Below are 14,938 nucleotides of genomic sequence, written 5' to 3' on the forward strand. Positions count from 1 at the left end.
CCTAGGCCCGCGCGAGGTCGGCACGGTAGCGCCGGGTCGCGACCAGCGCGGCCGCGACCGCCCACGCGCCCAGCACCGCGACGCCGGTCGCCGCGTCCCCACCGCCCACAGCGGACAGTCCGACCGCGCGCAGCCAGTAGCTCGGCGTCGCCTGCATCACGTGCAGCATCCAGGCCGGCACGATCTCCGGCGGGAACCACATCCCGCCCGCGAGGCCCAGCACCATCATCAGCGCGGCCCCCATCGTCTGCGCGCTGTCCGGGGTCGCGTACTGGCCGATGGCCACGCCCAGCAGCGCGAACGGCAGCACCGCCAGCCACACGCCCACCGTCACGGTCAGCCACTGACGAGCATCCAGGTGTACGCCGCCGACGACGGCCCCCAGCCCGCTGACGAGCCCGATCGCGGGGATGCCGACCAGCATCGCGAGCACCGCCTTGGTGATCAGGTACGTCCAGCCCGACATCGGGGTCAGCCGGAGCTGGCGCAGCCAGCCGTAACCGCGCTCGAGGGCGATGCCCATCCCCGTGTTCAGGGCGGCGCCCATCGCCCCGTAGCCGGACATGCTGACCATCAGCGCGGCGGCGGCGGGCGTACCGTCGGCGAAGCTCTGGTCGCCGAACAGGCCCAGGTAGATGAGGAACAGGACGGCGGGAAGGCCGATCGTGAAGACGAGGAAGCGGCTGTTGCGCAGCACGACCTTCGTCTCCAGCAGCAGGTAGCGGACGTTCACGGCCGGGGCTCCTCGTCTGCGGTCAGGGTCAGGAAGGCCTCTTCGAGGCCCGCCGCGGTCACCTCGACGTCGTGCGCCTGGCGGTAGCGGTCGAAGATTGCGCGCAGGGCCGCGTCGGAGTCGTGGCAGCGCAGGCTCGCCCGGTCCTCGCGTACGTCCACTGTGTCCACTCCGGGCAGCGCGGCCAGCTCGGCCGCGGTCACGCCGGGTACGGTCACGCCGACCGTACGGCCGCTCGCCGCCGCGCGGATCTCGGCGATGCCGCCGTCCGCGACGACCTTGCCGTGCCGCAGGAACACCACCCGGTCCGCGAACTCCTGCGCCTCGTCCAGGTAGTGGGTCGCGAAGATCACCGTACGCCCGCCGACCGTGTAGTCCCGCATGGACGCCCAGAACCGGCGGCGTACCTCGACGTCCATGCCGACGGTCGGCTCGTCCAGCAGCAGCAGGTCCGGCTCGCTGACCAGGGCGAGGGCGAAGCGTACGCGCTGCTTCTGGCCGCCCGACAGCTTCGAGCACTTCTGCCGGGCGAAGTCGGCCACGTCGGCCTTCGCCAGGATCTCGGCGAGCCGGCCGGACCGGTGGTGCAGGGCCGCGATCTCGCCGACCGTCTCCGCCACGGTCAGGTTGTCGCGCAGCGCACCGGACTGCAGCATCGCTCCGACCGCGCCGGCGACGACGGCCTCGCGCGGCGTACGCCCGAAGATCGTGACCTGGCCGGCGTCCGGCGTGATCAGGCCGAGCAGCAGGTCGACGGTGGTGGACTTGCCGGCGCCGTTCGGGCCGAGCAGGGCCACCACCTCACCGGGCGCGATGACCAGATCGACGCCGTCGACCGCGCGTACCGGGCCGTAGTGCTTGACCAGGCCGGCGATGTGCACGGCCGCGCCCCGCGCCACAGCCGGCGGGGCAAGGGTGTTCGTCATGCCCTGACGGTAGGAACCCCTGCGTCCCGCCGGATGCGCCGGTTGTCACGGCCTGACCGTGACAACCGTCATGGGTCAGACCATGGTGCCGGGCGGGGACTTCAGCAGCTCGGCGGCTTCGGCCGGGTAGCCGCCCCGGCCCGCGCGCCGGGCGGCGGCCGCGATCCGGACGAGGTCGATGTTCACCCCGGCGGCGCCGCTCGGGTCGTGCACCTTGAGTTTCAGGTCCAGGCTCACCGCCGTGCCGCCCCAGCCCTGGGCCTCGATGTTGAAGTACGCGACCTTGTTCGACTCCAGCTGGGGCAGGTAGCCCAGGGGTGCCATGTCGACCTTGTCCGACCCGACGGCGTTGAGTTTGGACTGCTTCTTGGTGTTGTCGTTCACGACGAGGTTGCGGAAGTCCTCGGTGCCGCCGAGGTTGACCTGATACGAGCTGACCAGCGTGAGCCCGCGCTCCTCCAGCAGCCGCAGCAGCGTGCGGTGCAGCACCGACGTGCCGAACTGGCTGGCCAGATCATCGCCCACCAGCGGTACGCCGGCCGCCGTGAACCGGTCCAGCAGCTCGGAATCCCGGGCGATCGGGTCGGAGGTGGTGTTGATGAAGGCGACGCGGGCGGCGAGGGCCGCTTCGGCGTACGCGCGGGCGGTCACGGTCCGGCCGCTGGGCGCGGAGTAGAGCAGCACGTCGGCGCCCTCGATCGCGGCGGCGATCCGGCCGACCCCGTCCGCGTCGACAAGTCCACGTCGGATGGACACCCCGGAGGGCGCGAGCTCCGGCAGCAGCCGCGGGAAGTTGTTGGGCGGCAGGAAGACCGCCTCGTGCAGGTCCTTGCCGACCTTCGCGTCCGAGAGCGCGAACGCGGTCACCACGTCGACGTCGCCGACCCCGATCCCGGCGATCTCCGGCCGGTGGATGCCGACCAGGCTGCCGGTCTCCCGGTAGTACGCGAGTCCCTGGACCAGCGCCGAAGTGTTGTTCCCGACCCCGACGACCGCCACCCGCACATTTTCGATCATGAAGGGGAGCGTACCCGGGCCGGCGGGCGGGCTGCTGCGCCAACGGCAGGGGCGCCAACGGTAGGGCCGCCGGGGTGCCGCCGGCGGCCCTGGTCCGATGGGCGTCTACTCCACTGCCTCCAGTGGGGCGCTGTCAGGTGTCACGTCGGCCGTGTGCCGGGGCCCCGTGAACCAGCGGTTCGCTCCCAGCACCCACCACAACCAGGCGCCACCGAGAACCACCGCCACCGCGACGATCGTGTAGTTGAAATTGACCGCCGTGATGGGGAAGGTCGTCGGCAGGACAAACAGTACGCAGATTCCGGCCACCCAGACCACAGCCGTCCAGCCGACGATCTTGCTCCAACGGCCGAGATTCCACGGCCCGGGGACGAAATCCGGATTGCGGAGCCGGAGGAACACCGGCGCCGCGTACGCCACGTACAGCCCGATGACCGAGATCGCGGTCGCCGCCAGGTACGCCGTGTTGTTCCACAGGGACGGCAGGACCAGCACGGTCGAGCAGGCGACGCACAGCCAGATCGAGTTGGTCGGCGTACCCGTGCGCGGGTTGACCTTCTTCCACAGCGACGAGCCCGGCAGCGCCCCGTCGCGGCTGAACGCGTACGCCATCCGGGAATTGGCGGTGACCGAGGCCATGCCGCAGAAGAACTGGGCGACCACGCAGATGAACAGCAGGAAGATGCCGGTCTTGCGGCCGGTGGCGTCGATGAAGATCTGCGCCGGCGGGAACTTCGTCGCGGAGTTGTACGCCCCGGCGTAGTCCTGGATGGCCCAGGTGACCGCGAAGAGCAGGGCGAAGCCCGCGATGAGCGAGACCACGACGGAGCTGACGATGCCGCGGGGCGCGGCGATCTGCGGGTTGTGCGTCTCCTCCGAGACGTGCGCGCTCGCGTCGTAGCCGGTGAACGTGTACTGCGCCATCAGCAGGCCGAGCATGAACGCGAGGACCGCCGCGCCGGTGCCCGACAGGCCGGTGGAGTTCGCGGTCTGCAGGAACACGTCCCGGATCGGGTAGTGCTTGTCCGGCAGCACGGCGAGCAGCACCACGATGACCCCGACGCCGGCCAGGTGCCACCAGGCGCTCACGTCGGACAGGATCTTGACCAGGTTCACGCCGAACGTGTTGAGCAGGCCGTGCAGGGCGATGATCACGAGGAACACCGCGAAGGTGCTGAACGTGGTCACCGGGAAGTCGAACGTGAGGTTCAGGAACGCGGTCGTGGTCAGCGCGGCCCCGAAGTCGATCGCGGCGGTCACCGCGACCTGCCCGAGGAAGTTGAACCAGCCGACGAACCAGGCCCAGGTGGCCTTGTTGCGCTTGGCCAGCGCGAACGCCCACCAGTACAGCGCCCCGGCGGTCGGGTAGACGGAGCAGACCTCCGCCATCGCCAGCGCCACCACTGTGACCAGGACCCCGACCAGCAGCCAGCCGATCGTGATCGCGGCCGGTCCCCCGTTGGCCATCGCGATCTGATACGAGGTGAGGCAGCCCGCCAGCACCGAGATGATGCTGAACGAGACCGCGAAGTTCGAGAAGCCGGAGAGCTTGCGGCGAAGCTCCTGGCGATAGCCCAGCCGTGCGAGGAGTTGCGCGTCCGCGTCGGCCCCGGCGGGGTTCGGCGGATCTACATCAGTGGCTGTCATGCCACTGCATGATTCGCCGATCTTTCCATACCTGTCAATAATCCGATCCGTCGCCGTTCCCGGCGATCCGTCGCCGCTCCCGGCGATCCGTCGCCGTTCCCGACGATCCGTCGCCGCTCCCGGGGACAGGGGCTCAGATGCGGCGCAGCGCGTACTTCGCGATCATCGGCCCGTAGGGCACCGACAGGTGGATCTCGAACGTCCCCGCGGCGCGGTGCGGCAGCTTGAAGATCGTCGTCCGCGGCCCCACCGCCCCATTCTGCGGCTGAGCGCACTCCACCTTCGGCGCCGTCACACCACCCGCGGGCACCATCGTCACCGTGATCGGCGGCGACGGGGCGATACAGCTCACCACCAGCTCATAGTCGCCGGCCGCGGGCAGCCGGCCGATGTCCTCGCGCTGGTTCACGTCAGCCACCACCTCCCCGCCCATGACCGCCGACCCGCCGTCCGCCGCCCACGCCGGGAAGGCGTTGCGCACGGCCATCATCCGCGGATCGGTCACCACCACGGCCGCGCCGGCGTGCCCCCGCGCCGCGTCGTCCCCCTTGATCTCCAATCGGAGTACGCCCGGCGTACCCAGCGGGACCTCGGAGGCCACCACGCCGGCACCGCAGCCGACCAGGAGATCGCCGCCGTCCCAGCTGACCTGGACGTTGCCCGGTCCCAGACAGACGGCCCGCAGCTCGTAGCGGCCCGCCGGATAGGGCTCCTGCTCGGTGCCGAGCGTGTAGGAGAACGCCTCGGTGCCCCCGTCGACCGGCCCGAACACCATGCCCTCGGTCTTGTCGCCGACGGTGTGGCCGAGCTGTTCGAGCGCGCGTACGCCGAGCGCCTGCAGATCCCCGGACGGCGCGGCGCTCGTGACCGGAGCGGGTGCGGGATCCGGTTGCGCCTCCGCCGAACACCCGGACAGCACCGAACACCCGGACAGCAACACCAGCAGCAAGGCAACCCCGTGACGACGCATGGGCACCTTGATACCAGCTCACCACAACCTGTACGGCCCCTCCCCCACCCCGACCACCCTGCGACGATCTTGCGCGAAATGTCCGGGCGTTTCCGGCATTCGTCGCGAAATTCGGGACATTCGCGCAAGATCGTCGCAACCTGGTGGGCGCGGGAGGGGGAAAGGCTAGCCGGCGGCGGCGTACTTCGAGGCGAAGGCATCGTCGCGCGGACCGGCCGACGGGGCGTAGTCCGGGTTGGCGGCGATGAGGGCGTTGACGAAGGCCGCGTGTACGCCTTCGATCTGCACCATGCCCTCCGGCGCGGCGACGGGATACTGGGGTAGCCGAGCGGGCCGGGTCACGCCGACGAGGCGACACATCAGCACATACGCACCGAGCAGCGCCACGATGGCGAACCCGAGCCAGTTGCGCTGGAGTCCCGTGATGAGTCCGGCGATGGCGAAGGGAAGAAGCGTCAGCCGGAAGAGGAACCGGCCCTGCAGACCGAACTGGAACCAGCTGAGGAAACGGAACTGCCCGGCGAACCGGAACGGAACCGGCAGCTTCACCGGCCGCGGGTAGAGGCCGAAGACGTAGGGGGCGCAGCACACCGTCAGCATGCGGGCGTCCGGCTGCCCGTCGATGATGTCGACGTCGGGCTTGACCAGCAATTTGTCGATCTTGCGGGGCCACCGTACGGTCAGCCAGCCGGCCCGGTTGTAGCCGTAGCCGATGCGCGGGTCGTCGTCGCCGTCCATGGCCATCCTCACTCGCAGCGGTCAGCGCGCAGACGGTACCAACTTCAAGATCGACGAGAAACCGGCCGTTCGCCGGACCCGCGTACGCGAAAGGGCCGGTGGGGTGTCCACCGGCCCTCGTCTCGAGATGATCGTCAGTTGAACTCGATCTTCTCCAGGTTCACGCGGTTGAACAGGTCGATGTCGACGTTCTTGACCTTGGTCGAGATGCCGTACACGTTCTGGCCGAACCGCAGCGGCAGCACCGGCATGTCCTTGGCCAGGAGATCCTCGGCCTGCTGCCAGATCTTGATCGCGTCGTCCGAGGTCTTCGCCTCGCGGCCCTGCTGGACCAGCTTGTCGAAGTCGGCGTTGCTGTAGCCGTAGTAGTTCGAGGAGCCGTTGGTCGTGTACAGCGGGCCGAGGTAGTCCTCCATCGACGGGTAGTCCATGATCCAGCCCATCCGGAACATGCCGACCGCTTCCTTCTTCTGCACCTTGGTCAGCAGGTCGGCGAACTTCGCCTCCGGCGCCCCGATGCACTCCACGCCCAGGTTGGTCTTGAGCTGGTTGCAGGTCGCGTCGACCCAGTCCTTGTGGCCGCCGTCGGCGTTGTAGCTGATCGTCAGCTTCGACGGGCCGCCGGCCTGCTGGTACAGGGTCTTGGCCGCGGCGGGGTCGAACTTGCAGTTGTCGCCGCAGGTGTTGTCCCGGTAGCCGGAGACCACCGGCGAGACGAACGAGTACGCGGCCTTCTGCGAGCCCTTGAAGACCTGCTGGACGATCTGCTCCCGGTCGATGGCCATCGAGATCGCGCGGCGTACGTCGACGTTGGCGAAGTTCTTGTCGTAGGTCGGGAACGCCAGGAACTGGAAGCTCGACGCGGGGCTCTTGAGCAGCCGGTCGCCGAGGTCGTTCGGCGCGGTCGTCAGGTTCTCCGTCGGGATCTGCTTCATGACGTCGTTGTTGTTGGCGAGCAGGTCGGCGTACTCGGCCGAGGGCTGCTGGTAGACCTTGAAGACCGCGCCGCCGACGTGCGGGGCCTGGCCCTTGTAGTCGGCGTACTTCTTGACCGCGATCTGCTGGTCGTGCTGCCAGACGCCGTCCATCTGGAACGGGCCGTCGCCGATCGGCGCTTCCTGGAAGTCCTTCTTCACGGCGCCGTCGGAGTCGAACGCCGCGGCCGGCAGCGGATAGAAGGCCGTGTAGCCGAGCATCGTCTTGAAGTCGGAGAACGGCGACGCCAGCGTGACCGTGAAGGTGGTGTCGTCGACCTTCTTGAGGCCCGACATCGTCTTCGCCGTAGGTTGCTGCTTGGTGTCGGTCGGCGCGACCGCGCTGTACCCCTCGATCTGCGAGAAGAAGTACGCGTTCTGCGAGCTGCCCTTGTACGCGGCGGCGTTCCACGCGTTGATGTAGCTGTCGGACGTGACCTTCTCACCGTTGTGGAAGGTCCAGCCGTCCTTGATCTTGATCGTCCACGTCTTGTTGTCGCTGGACGTGATCGACTCCGCCTGCACCTCGAACGGCTTGTTGTTCTCGTCGTAGTCGACGAGCGGAGCGAACAGGGCGGCCAGCACCTGCGAACCGCTCGTCTCGTTCGTATCCGCCGGGGTCAGGTACTGCGGTTCGGCGATACCGATCCGGACCGAATCATTCGACGAGCTGCTACCGCTCCCGCCACCGCCGCCGCACGCCGACAACACCAGCGCCGCGATGACGGGGAGCGCAGTCCACGCAGCGAGCCTGCGAACCTGCATCATGCCTCCTCTGTTCCGTAACACGGTAGAAGGAGAGGCGGCACTTCGGGCGAATATGGGCAAAATCGGCACGCCCGGCGCGTCAAAAAGCGCAGCGCGTTCGGAGAGCAGCGTGTTTGCGGAGCAGCGCGTTCAGGGAGCAGCGCGTTCAGGGAACTGTCAGCGGGCGTCCTTGCGGGCCTGCCGACGGACACCCTGGGCCGCGGACGACGCGCGTTCCTTGCGGGCAGCGGGCGTCGAGCCGGGCGCCTTGCGCGGCGCCTGCGACTTCATCCGGCCCGGGCCCGAGCTGCGCGTGGGGCGGGGCGGCGCCGTGTTGCGGGCCGCGGCCGCCAGCGCGATCCGTTCGCGCCGCAGTTCGGTGGCCGCCGCCCGGGCCGCCGCGGCGAGGCTGCGGCTCACCCGGGCCAGCGCGTCCTCGAACACCTCGGCCTTCATCAGGTTGCGGGTGTTCTTCGGCAGCGCCTTGCCCCGGCCGCCGTACTCGGACACCTTCGAGGCCGCCTCGCGGCGGTAGAGCTTGACGTACTTGTCCCGCGCCCGCCGGACCCGCAGGTGCAGGTCCGCGAGGCCGTCCTCGTCCAGCTCGGTGAGCTGGTCGGTCTCGGTCTCGCGGACCAGCAGCTGCTCGGTCTCGGTCAGGGAGTTCACCATGGCCCTCATGGCTCCACCGTAAGACGCCATGACCTGCCGATATGGAGGAACGTCAGATGTCATCCCATTTGAACAGGAAGGTCGCCGCGGTGGTGACGACAATGCAGAAGCCCAGCAGGATGCCGACTTCCGGCAGGACGGCCGCGGGTCCCTGACCGCGTACCATCACGTCCTGCATGCCGGAGACGAGGTGCTTGAGCGGCAGCACGTTCGACACGGCGCGGATCCAGCCGGGCGCGCTGTCCAGCGGGAAGAACGCCCCGGACAGGAACGCCATCGGCAGCACGATCAGGTTCGCGATCGCGCTCGCCGACTCCGGGGTCTTGGCGGCCGCCCCGGCGAGCAGGCCGATCGCGAGGAAGGCGAGCGTACCGGCGATCATGACGGGGATCCCGGCCCACCAGGAGCCCGACAGCTTCAGCCCGAAGTACGGCAGCAGCGCCACCCCGACGAAGATCACCGCCTGGACCAGGGCTATCACGATGCTCACCCCGACCCGGGCGCCGATCACCGACTGCAGCGGCACCGGCGACAGGCGCAGCCGCCGCAGGATCTTCTTCTGCCGCCAGGAGACCAGGGTCAGGGCCGCGCCGAAGGTCGCGCCGCTGGCGATGGCCCAGCCCAGGATGCCCGGCGTCATGTACTGGATCGGCTGCAGCGACTGGTCCTCGACCGGCTGCGCCGACATCGCCAGCGCCGGCGTGCTCACCCCGGCCGCGCGCAGGTTCGCCTGCTGCACCAGCGACTCGACGACGCTGGTCACCGTGCCCGAGCGGACCTGGTCGGCGGCCGAGAAGTGCACCACGACCTGGCCGTTCACCTGCTCGATCACCGCGGCCACGTCGCCCTTGCGGACCTTCGCCAGCGCCGCGTCGCGGTCGCCGGCCGGTTTGATGGTCAGTACCTGGTCGACGCCCGCGCGGGCGTCGGCCGGCAGTTGGTCGATCACGGGTACCGCGCCGACCTCCAGGACGTCGGTCTTCGACACCCCGGCCGACTTGAACAGGCCGCCGAAGAGCACCAGGAACATCAACGGGAACAGGATCGTGAAGAACAGTGCGGTCCGGTCGCGGAAGAAGCCCAGCGCCATCGCCCGCGAGAGGCTGACGAACCCCTTCATGCGCGGTACTCCCGTCCGGTCAGGCTGAGGAAGACGTCTTCGAGCGTGGCTCCGCGTACCGACAGGCCGCGCAGCGCGTCCCGCTCCGCGAGGGCCGCGAGCACCGGCGCCGGCGTACGCGTCGCGAACGTCAGCGAGACGCCGTCGTCGTCGACCTCGACGTCCCCGGCCAGCGTGGCGGCCTCGGCCAGCGGCAGCAGTCCGCTCTCGACGGAGATGCGGGTCGGCGAGTCGAGGCCGCGTACCAGGGCGGCGGGCGGGCCCTCCTGCAGGATCCGGCCGTGGTCCATGATGGCCACGCGGTCGCACAGCGACTCGGCCTCGTCGAGGTAGTGCGTCGTCAGCACGACCGTCCGCCCCTGCTCGTTGATGCCCCGCAACAGTTCCCAGAGGTTGCGCCGGGCCTGCGGGTCGAGGCCGGACGTCGGCTCGTCGAGGAAGACGAGATCGGGATTGTGGGCGAGCGCGCAGGCGATGGACAGCCGCTGCTGCTGGCCGCCGGACAGCTTCTCGTTGCGTACGCCGGCCATGTCCTCCAGCCCGACCAGCGCGAGCCACTCGTCGGCCTGCTTCGTCGGCACCCCGTAGAGGGAGGCGAACAGGCGCAGCTGCTCCCGGGCGGTCAGCCGCTCGAAGAAGGCGCTCGCCTGCAACTGCACGCCGATTCTCGGCAGCAGCTTCGGATTGCGGGGCCACGGCGATTCGCCGAACAGGCGTACCGTGCCGCTGTCGGGTTCGCGCAGGCCCTCCACCATCTCCAGAGTGGTCGTCTTGCCGGCACCGTTGGGGCCGAGGATGCCGAAGAATTCGCCGGGCTGGACGGAGAACGAGACGCCGTCCACGGCATGGATGTCGCCGTACCACTTGCGCAGTTCGCCGACCTCGATCGCGGGTTGCATGCGATGCACTGTAAACAGGAGATGCCAGTCCGCTCCGCGTACGCTCAAGCGATCTTGATCATGGCAATGCCCACGACGGCGAGCGCGGTGGCCGCCAGCGCGCGGACGGTGACCTTCTCGGCGAACAGCAGGCCGCCGAGGAACAGCGCGAAGAGCACGCTGGTCTCGCGCAGCGCGGAGACCAGCGCGAGCGGGCTGCGGGCCTGCGCCCACAACACGATCGCGTACGCGGCCACGGTGAGCAACCCGCCCACCACGCCGTGCCGCCACCAGCGCACGAGCCCGGCGCCGAAGCCGGGCCCGGCGGTGACGGCGCAGGCCACGACGATCAGCGGCCCCTGCAACAGGAACAGCCACAGCCCGTAGCTCAGCGGATTGCCGGACGCCCGCACCCCCAGACCATCCACAATGGAGTACGCGGCGATGGTGGCCCCGGCCCCCATGGCCAGCCCGAGACTGCGGCCTGACCCGCTCGGCGGCCGCCCGTGGGCGAACACGAGCCACACCAGCCCGGCCGAGACGACCAGGACCCCGGCAAGCTGGCCGACGCCGAGCCGGTCACCGAGCAGGACGGCCGCGAGGATCGTGATCAGCACCGGCGACGTGCCCCGCGCGACGGGGTAGACCCGCCCGAACGACCCGACCCGGTAGGCCCCCATCAGCAGCAGCATGTACGCGGTCTGCAGCACCGACGAGATCGCCAGATAGCCCCACGAGGCACGGTCCGGCGCCGCCACCATCAGTACGCCGACCCCGCCGGCCACGGTGAACGTCGCGCCGAGCAGGGTCGAGGCGACCCGGCGGTCGGGGATCGCCTTCGCCAGGGCGTTCCAGGAGGCGTGCAGGACGGCGGAGCCGAGCACGGCGAGGACGACGAACAGGGGCATGAGCAGGATGTTCCCAGGTCCGCCGGGTATTGGTCCAGCCGTCGCGGCCTATACGATGCATAGGTCATGCCTATCAACCCGATCCACCTGCGCGCCTTCCACGCCGTGGCTGCCGAAGGCAGCTTCGTCCGCGCCGCCGCCCGCCTCGGCGTCAGTCAGCCGACCCTCTCCGAACAGGTCCGCACCCTCGAACAGACGCATCAGGTGCTGCTGTTCGACCGGCGGGGACGGCGTACCGAGCTGACGGCCGTCGGCGAACGGCTGCACGAGATCACCCGGCGGATGTCCGACCTCGCCGCCGAAGCCGAACGCTGCCTGCAGGACGCCGCCGGACTCCACGTCGGCCAGCTGCACATCGCCGCCGACTCCCCCGGGTACGCGATGCCGCTGCTGGCCGCCCTCGCCGAGGCGTACCCGGGCATCCGCACCTCCCTGTCGACCGGCAACGCCGCGAAGGTGCTCGCCGACCTGTACGCGTACCGGGCCGATGTCGCGTACGTCTGCGACGTCGAACCCGATCCGCGGCTGGTGTCGTGGCCGCTGTTCCACACGAGCGTCGTCGCGGTGGTCGGCGCCGGGCACGCCTGGTCCGGGCGTACCACGATCGACGCGGCCGACCTGGTGCGGTGCCGCCTGGTGACGCGCGAACCGGGATCCATCACCCGCAAGGTCTTCCGCCGGGAACTCCAGCGCGCCGGCCTCACGGCCACCGACGTCCTCGAAGTCGACAGCCGGGAGGCGGTCATGGCGGCGGCCCGGGTGGGCGTCGGGGTGGGCCTGGTCGCGGAGGACGAACTGCCGGAGGACAGCAGCCTGACGCGGCTGCGGATCGAACCGTTCGACCTCACGATCACGGAGTACCTGGCGTGCCTGGTGGAGCGGCGGGAGTTCACGGTGATCCGAACAGCCTGCGACCTCGCCCTGCGGATCGCTTAGGGCACTCGAAAGCGTCGAAGGAAGCGGTCTATGACGAGACCGTGCTCGACACCACCGTCGGGTCCTTGGCGCCGAGGAAGAAGATCCCCGGGAAGTTCTGGAACCCGAGGCTCTTGTTCTTCCTCAGCACCGAATGGTCGATCCGCATCGTCCCGGTCCGGTCGTTGCTGACGAAGAACACCGCGCCGCCGCCCTCGTTCGCCTTGTTGTTCTCGATGCGCGTACCGGCGAGGGTCAGGGTGAACAGGTTGCCGTCGAGGTAGATCGCCCCGCCGCTGCCGCCGCCGGGCGTGTTGGCCTTGGCCGGGTTGGCGCCCCGGCCGATCGCCGAGTTGTTGGTGAACAGGCTGTTGATCACCGACCAGGAGACGCCGATGCTGCTCAGCGCCCCGCCGTTGGAGCAGATGCCGCCGTCGAAGGTGCTGCCGACGACGTAGACGGGCAGGTTGTGGTACTGGCTGAGGGCGCGTACGGCCGCGCCGCCGAGGTCGGGGCCGGTCGAGTCGCACTTGTTGCGGACGAACCGGGAGTTCACGATCTTCAGGCGGCCGCCGCGGTCGAAGATCGCGCCACCGCCGCCGCCCTCGGTCGTGTCGCCGGTCGAGTTGCCGTCGGCGAACGTCATGTTCTGCACCACGAGCTGCGGCGTCTCCTGGTCCTGGCAGTGCGACGTGGTCCAGCCCTGCTTCTCGTCGCAGGTGTTCATGTACAGGATGCGCCGCTTGCCGCCGCCGCTCAGGGTCACCAGGCCGCCACCGTCGAGGACGATCTTGGGGCCGTGCGCGTTGCGTACCTTGGCGGTGGTCTTCATGGTGATCGTGACCGGCGCGGAGCCGCACTTGAACGTGGTGATCCCGCCCGCGGCCACCGCGGCGACGACAGCTTCCGACGTGCAGCTCGCCGGGGTGCCGTCGCCGATCACATGGTTGGGGTGCGCGGTGTCGACGGCCTTGGCGTCGGCGGGGACCGCCGCGCCGCCGCCCGGGTTGCCGTTGCGGGGCGGCGGGCTCACCTTCGGCGAGGGCGACACCGGCGGCGAGGCCGAGGGCGCCGTCGTCGCCTCACCCAGCTGGGGTGCGGCGCTCGCGCTCGACGTGGGCCCCACCAGGGTGGGTTGCTCGTTCGACCCGCAGGCGGCCAGCAGGAGCAGGCACGCCGCGAGCAGGCTCAAGGTCCGCGACACCCGGCCGATTATTCACGTGTACGCCGAATGTGGCGATCCCGATCATGTCCCAGTCCCTGAACGCGGTGGGCCGGCCGGGCCGGACATGATCGACGATGGCGGTCATGTGGAGCCGTACTTTCCTGATCCTGCACGGCGTCGAGAACCGGCGACCGGCCGATCACTGGGAGCATCATCTCGCCCGGAGCCTGCGCGAGCGGGGCGAGCAGGTGTTCTACCCGCAGCTGCCCGACCCGGACCGGCCCGTCCCCGAGGACTGGTTCGAGGTGATCGCCGCCGAGCTCGCGATGATGCGGGGCGAGCGGATCGTGGTCGCGCACAGCCTCGGCGCGGTCGCCTGGCTGCACGTCGCCGCCCGGTCCGCGACGCCGCCCGCCGACCGGGTCCTGCTCGTGAGCCCGCCCGGCCCGTCGGCGTTCGGCTGGGACGCGATCGCGCCCTTCACCCCGGCGGATCTCGACCTGGGGAGTCTGCGGCTGTCGGTGGCACAGCCGCGGCTGACCTGCTCGGATAACGACCATTACTGCCCGGAGGGGGCGGACCAGGCCTACGGGGTGCCGCTCGGCGCGGACGTCGACCTGCTGCCCGGCGCCGGCCACATCACGATCGGCGACGGCTACGGGGACTGGCCCAGCGTGCTCGGCTGGTGCCTGGATCCGGCGAACCGGCTGACCCGCTAACGCGTACGCCGTTGGCGGGCGGCTTCGTACAGCGTGATCGAACCGGCCGCGGCGGCGTTGAGCGAGCTGGCGGCGCCGCCGATCGGAATGCGTACCGTCGTGTCGGCGGCCTCCCGCCAGGCGGCCGACAGCCCGGCCGTCTCGTTGCCGACGAGCAGGATCGTCGGGCCGGTCAGGTCGCAGCCGTCGACGTCCACGTCGCCGTGCTCGTCGGTGCCGACGATGCGTACCTTCGCCGGCTGGGACCGGGCCCACTCGACGATCTCCCGATGCGTCGGTACGCGTACCACCGGGACGGCGAACAGCGAACCGGTACTGGCGCGCACGGACTTCGGGTCGTAGGGGTCGGCGGCGTGGCCGGTCACGAAGACGGCGTCGGCCCCGAACGCGTCGGCGGAGCGGACGAGCGTACCGATGTTGCCGGGTGTGGTCGGGCGGTCGAACACCACGGCCAGCAGCTGATCCTTCGGCGTCACGCGGTCGAGGCCGTCGGGCGGGATGCCGACGACGGCCACCAGCTCCGGGTCCTCCTTCTCCCCCAGCTCGGCGAGCAGGTCCTCGGCCAGCTCCGCCCGCAGCGCCGGTACGCGGTCCAGCACGTCCTGCGCCCAGCGCGACCGGTGACCGCGCTGCGCGTACAGCAGGGCGTGGATGTCCCAGCCGTGCTCGACGGCGAGCGTGATCGGGCGGACGCCCTGCACGAGGAACTCGCCGGCGCGCTGGCGCTTGGCCCGGTTGGTCAGCAGGGCCTGCCACTGCTGGAAGGCGGCGTTGCGACTGGTGATCTTGATCGTCTTGATGGAGTCAGC

Annotated in this window: 15 protein-coding genes; 2 read left to right on the forward strand and 13 right to left on the reverse strand. The window is 70.0% G+C overall.

What is annotated here, in order from left to right:
• Position 1 precedes the first annotated feature (1 nt).
• The 11 genes from G401_RS0131130 to G401_RS0131180 all read right to left on the reverse strand — a co-directional run bounded on the left by G401_RS0131130 (position 2) and on the right by G401_RS0131180 (position 11,330).
• Complete coding sequence (locus tag G401_RS0131130; protein WP_027345569.1) at positions 2-733, reverse strand: ABC transporter permease; 732 nt, start codon at positions 731-733, stop codon at positions 2-4.
• Positions 730-1,659, reverse strand: coding sequence for an ABC transporter ATP-binding protein (locus G401_RS0131135; protein ID WP_084557824.1), 930 nt, complete (start codon positions 1,657-1,659; stop codon positions 730-732). Before G401_RS0131135 ends, G401_RS0131130 begins: the two co-directional genes overlap by 4 nt.
• A 75-nt stretch (positions 1,660-1,734) precedes the next feature.
• Positions 1,735-2,676, reverse strand: a complete 942-nt coding sequence (locus G401_RS0131140) for an inositol-3-phosphate synthase (protein WP_027345571.1) — start codon at positions 2,674-2,676, stop codon at positions 1,735-1,737.
• Between the two features lie 105 nt (positions 2,677-2,781).
• Positions 2,782-4,323, reverse strand: coding sequence for an amino acid permease (locus G401_RS49640; protein WP_051367396.1), 1,542 nt, complete (start codon positions 4,321-4,323; stop codon positions 2,782-2,784).
• 133 nt (positions 4,324-4,456) lie between these two features.
• Entirely contained in the window at positions 4,457-5,293 is an 837-nt protein-coding gene (locus G401_RS0131150; RefSeq protein ID WP_157546611.1) for a YdgH/BhsA/McbA family protein, read from the reverse strand.
• Between the two features lie 165 nt (positions 5,294-5,458).
• Positions 5,459-6,031 (reverse strand): hypothetical protein, encoded by a 573-nt coding sequence (locus G401_RS0131155; RefSeq protein WP_027345573.1) that lies wholly within the window; start codon positions 6,029-6,031, stop codon positions 5,459-5,461.
• Between the two features lie 134 nt (positions 6,032-6,165).
• Positions 6,166-7,770 (reverse strand): peptide ABC transporter substrate-binding protein, encoded by a 1,605-nt coding sequence (locus G401_RS0131160; protein WP_027345574.1) that lies wholly within the window; start codon positions 7,768-7,770, stop codon positions 6,166-6,168.
• A gap of 159 nt (positions 7,771-7,929) precedes the next feature.
• Entirely contained in the window at positions 7,930-8,433 is a 504-nt protein-coding gene (locus G401_RS0131165) for a hypothetical protein (protein ID WP_027345575.1), read from the reverse strand.
• A gap of 43 nt (positions 8,434-8,476) precedes the next feature.
• Positions 8,477-9,544, reverse strand: a complete 1,068-nt coding sequence (locus tag G401_RS0131170; RefSeq protein WP_027345576.1) for an ABC transporter permease — start codon at positions 9,542-9,544, stop codon at positions 8,477-8,479.
• Positions 9,541-10,443, reverse strand: a complete 903-nt coding sequence (locus G401_RS0131175) for an ABC transporter ATP-binding protein (RefSeq protein ID WP_027345577.1) — start codon at positions 10,441-10,443, stop codon at positions 9,541-9,543. The genes G401_RS0131170 and G401_RS0131175 overlap by 4 nt, the downstream gene beginning before the upstream one ends.
• A gap of 44 nt (positions 10,444-10,487) precedes the next feature.
• Positions 10,488-11,330 carry a DMT family transporter gene (locus tag G401_RS0131180; protein WP_027345578.1) on the reverse strand — a complete coding sequence of 281 codons (843 nt, stop codon included), beginning with the start codon at positions 11,328-11,330 and terminating at the stop codon, positions 10,488-10,490.
• Positions 11,331-11,396: 66 nt separating this feature from the next.
• Here G401_RS0131180 and G401_RS0131185 point away from each other — a divergent pair, with 66 nt between their 5' ends.
• Positions 11,397-12,266 carry a LysR substrate-binding domain-containing protein gene (locus G401_RS0131185; protein WP_027345579.1) on the forward strand — a complete coding sequence of 290 codons (870 nt, stop codon included), beginning with the start codon at positions 11,397-11,399 and terminating at the stop codon, positions 12,264-12,266.
• 28 nt (positions 12,267-12,294) lie between these two features.
• Here the strand turns inward: G401_RS0131185 and G401_RS0131190 are convergent, their stop codons facing one another.
• Complete coding sequence (locus tag G401_RS0131190; RefSeq protein ID WP_157546613.1) at positions 12,295-13,449, reverse strand: hypothetical protein; 1,155 nt, start codon at positions 13,447-13,449, stop codon at positions 12,295-12,297.
• Positions 13,450-13,553: 104 nt separating this feature from the next.
• Here G401_RS0131190 and G401_RS0131195 point away from each other — a divergent pair, with 104 nt between their 5' ends.
• Complete coding sequence (locus G401_RS0131195; RefSeq protein ID WP_027345581.1) at positions 13,554-14,129, forward strand: RBBP9/YdeN family alpha/beta hydrolase; 576 nt, start codon at positions 13,554-13,556, stop codon at positions 14,127-14,129.
• Here G401_RS0131195 and G401_RS0131200 read toward each other — a convergent pair.
• Positions 14,126-14,929 carry a TrmH family RNA methyltransferase gene (locus G401_RS0131200; RefSeq protein WP_027345582.1) on the reverse strand — a complete coding sequence of 268 codons (804 nt, stop codon included), beginning with the start codon at positions 14,927-14,929 and terminating at the stop codon, positions 14,126-14,128. The genes G401_RS0131195 and G401_RS0131200 overlap by 4 nt on opposite strands.
• Positions 14,930-14,938 lie beyond the last annotated feature (9 nt).

Origin of the sequence: Hamadaea tsunoensis DSM 44101 (assembly GCF_000428945.1) — a bacterium.
Lineage (GTDB): Bacteria > Actinomycetota > Actinomycetes > Mycobacteriales > Micromonosporaceae > Hamadaea > Hamadaea tsunoensis.

Coding starts and splice junctions, on each gene's coding strand:
- G401_RS0131140 (WP_027345571.1), bottom strand. CDS start 2,676: ATGATCGAAAATGTGCGGGTGGCGGTCGTCGGGGTCGGGAACAACACT.
- G401_RS0131150 (WP_157546611.1), bottom strand. CDS start 5,293: ATGCGTCGTCACGGGGTTGCCTTGCTGCTGGTGTTGCTGTCCGGGTGT.
- G401_RS0131180 (WP_027345578.1), bottom strand. CDS start 11,330: ATGCCCCTGTTCGTCGTCCTCGCCGTGCTCGGCTCCGCCGTCCTGCAC.
- G401_RS0131175 (WP_027345577.1), bottom strand. CDS start 10,443: ATGCAACCCGCGATCGAGGTCGGCGAACTGCGCAAGTGGTACGGCGAC.
- G401_RS0131170 (WP_027345576.1), bottom strand. CDS start 9,544: ATGAAGGGGTTCGTCAGCCTCTCGCGGGCGATGGCGCTGGGCTTCTTC.
- G401_RS49640 (WP_051367396.1), bottom strand. CDS start 4,323: ATGACAGCCACTGATGTAGATCCGCCGAACCCCGCCGGGGCCGACGCG.
- G401_RS0131155 (WP_027345573.1), bottom strand. CDS start 6,031: ATGGACGGCGACGACGACCCGCGCATCGGCTACGGCTACAACCGGGCC.
- G401_RS0131135 (WP_084557824.1), bottom strand. CDS start 1,659: ATGACGAACACCCTTGCCCCGCCGGCTGTGGCGCGGGGCGCGGCCGTG.
- G401_RS0131195 (WP_027345581.1), top strand. CDS start 13,554: ATGTGGAGCCGTACTTTCCTGATCCTGCACGGCGTCGAGAACCGGCGA.
- G401_RS0131185 (WP_027345579.1), top strand. CDS start 11,397: ATGCCTATCAACCCGATCCACCTGCGCGCCTTCCACGCCGTGGCTGCC.
- G401_RS0131165 (WP_027345575.1), bottom strand. CDS start 8,433: ATGAGGGCCATGGTGAACTCCCTGACCGAGACCGAGCAGCTGCTGGTC.
- G401_RS0131160 (WP_027345574.1), bottom strand. CDS start 7,770: ATGCAGGTTCGCAGGCTCGCTGCGTGGACTGCGCTCCCCGTCATCGCG.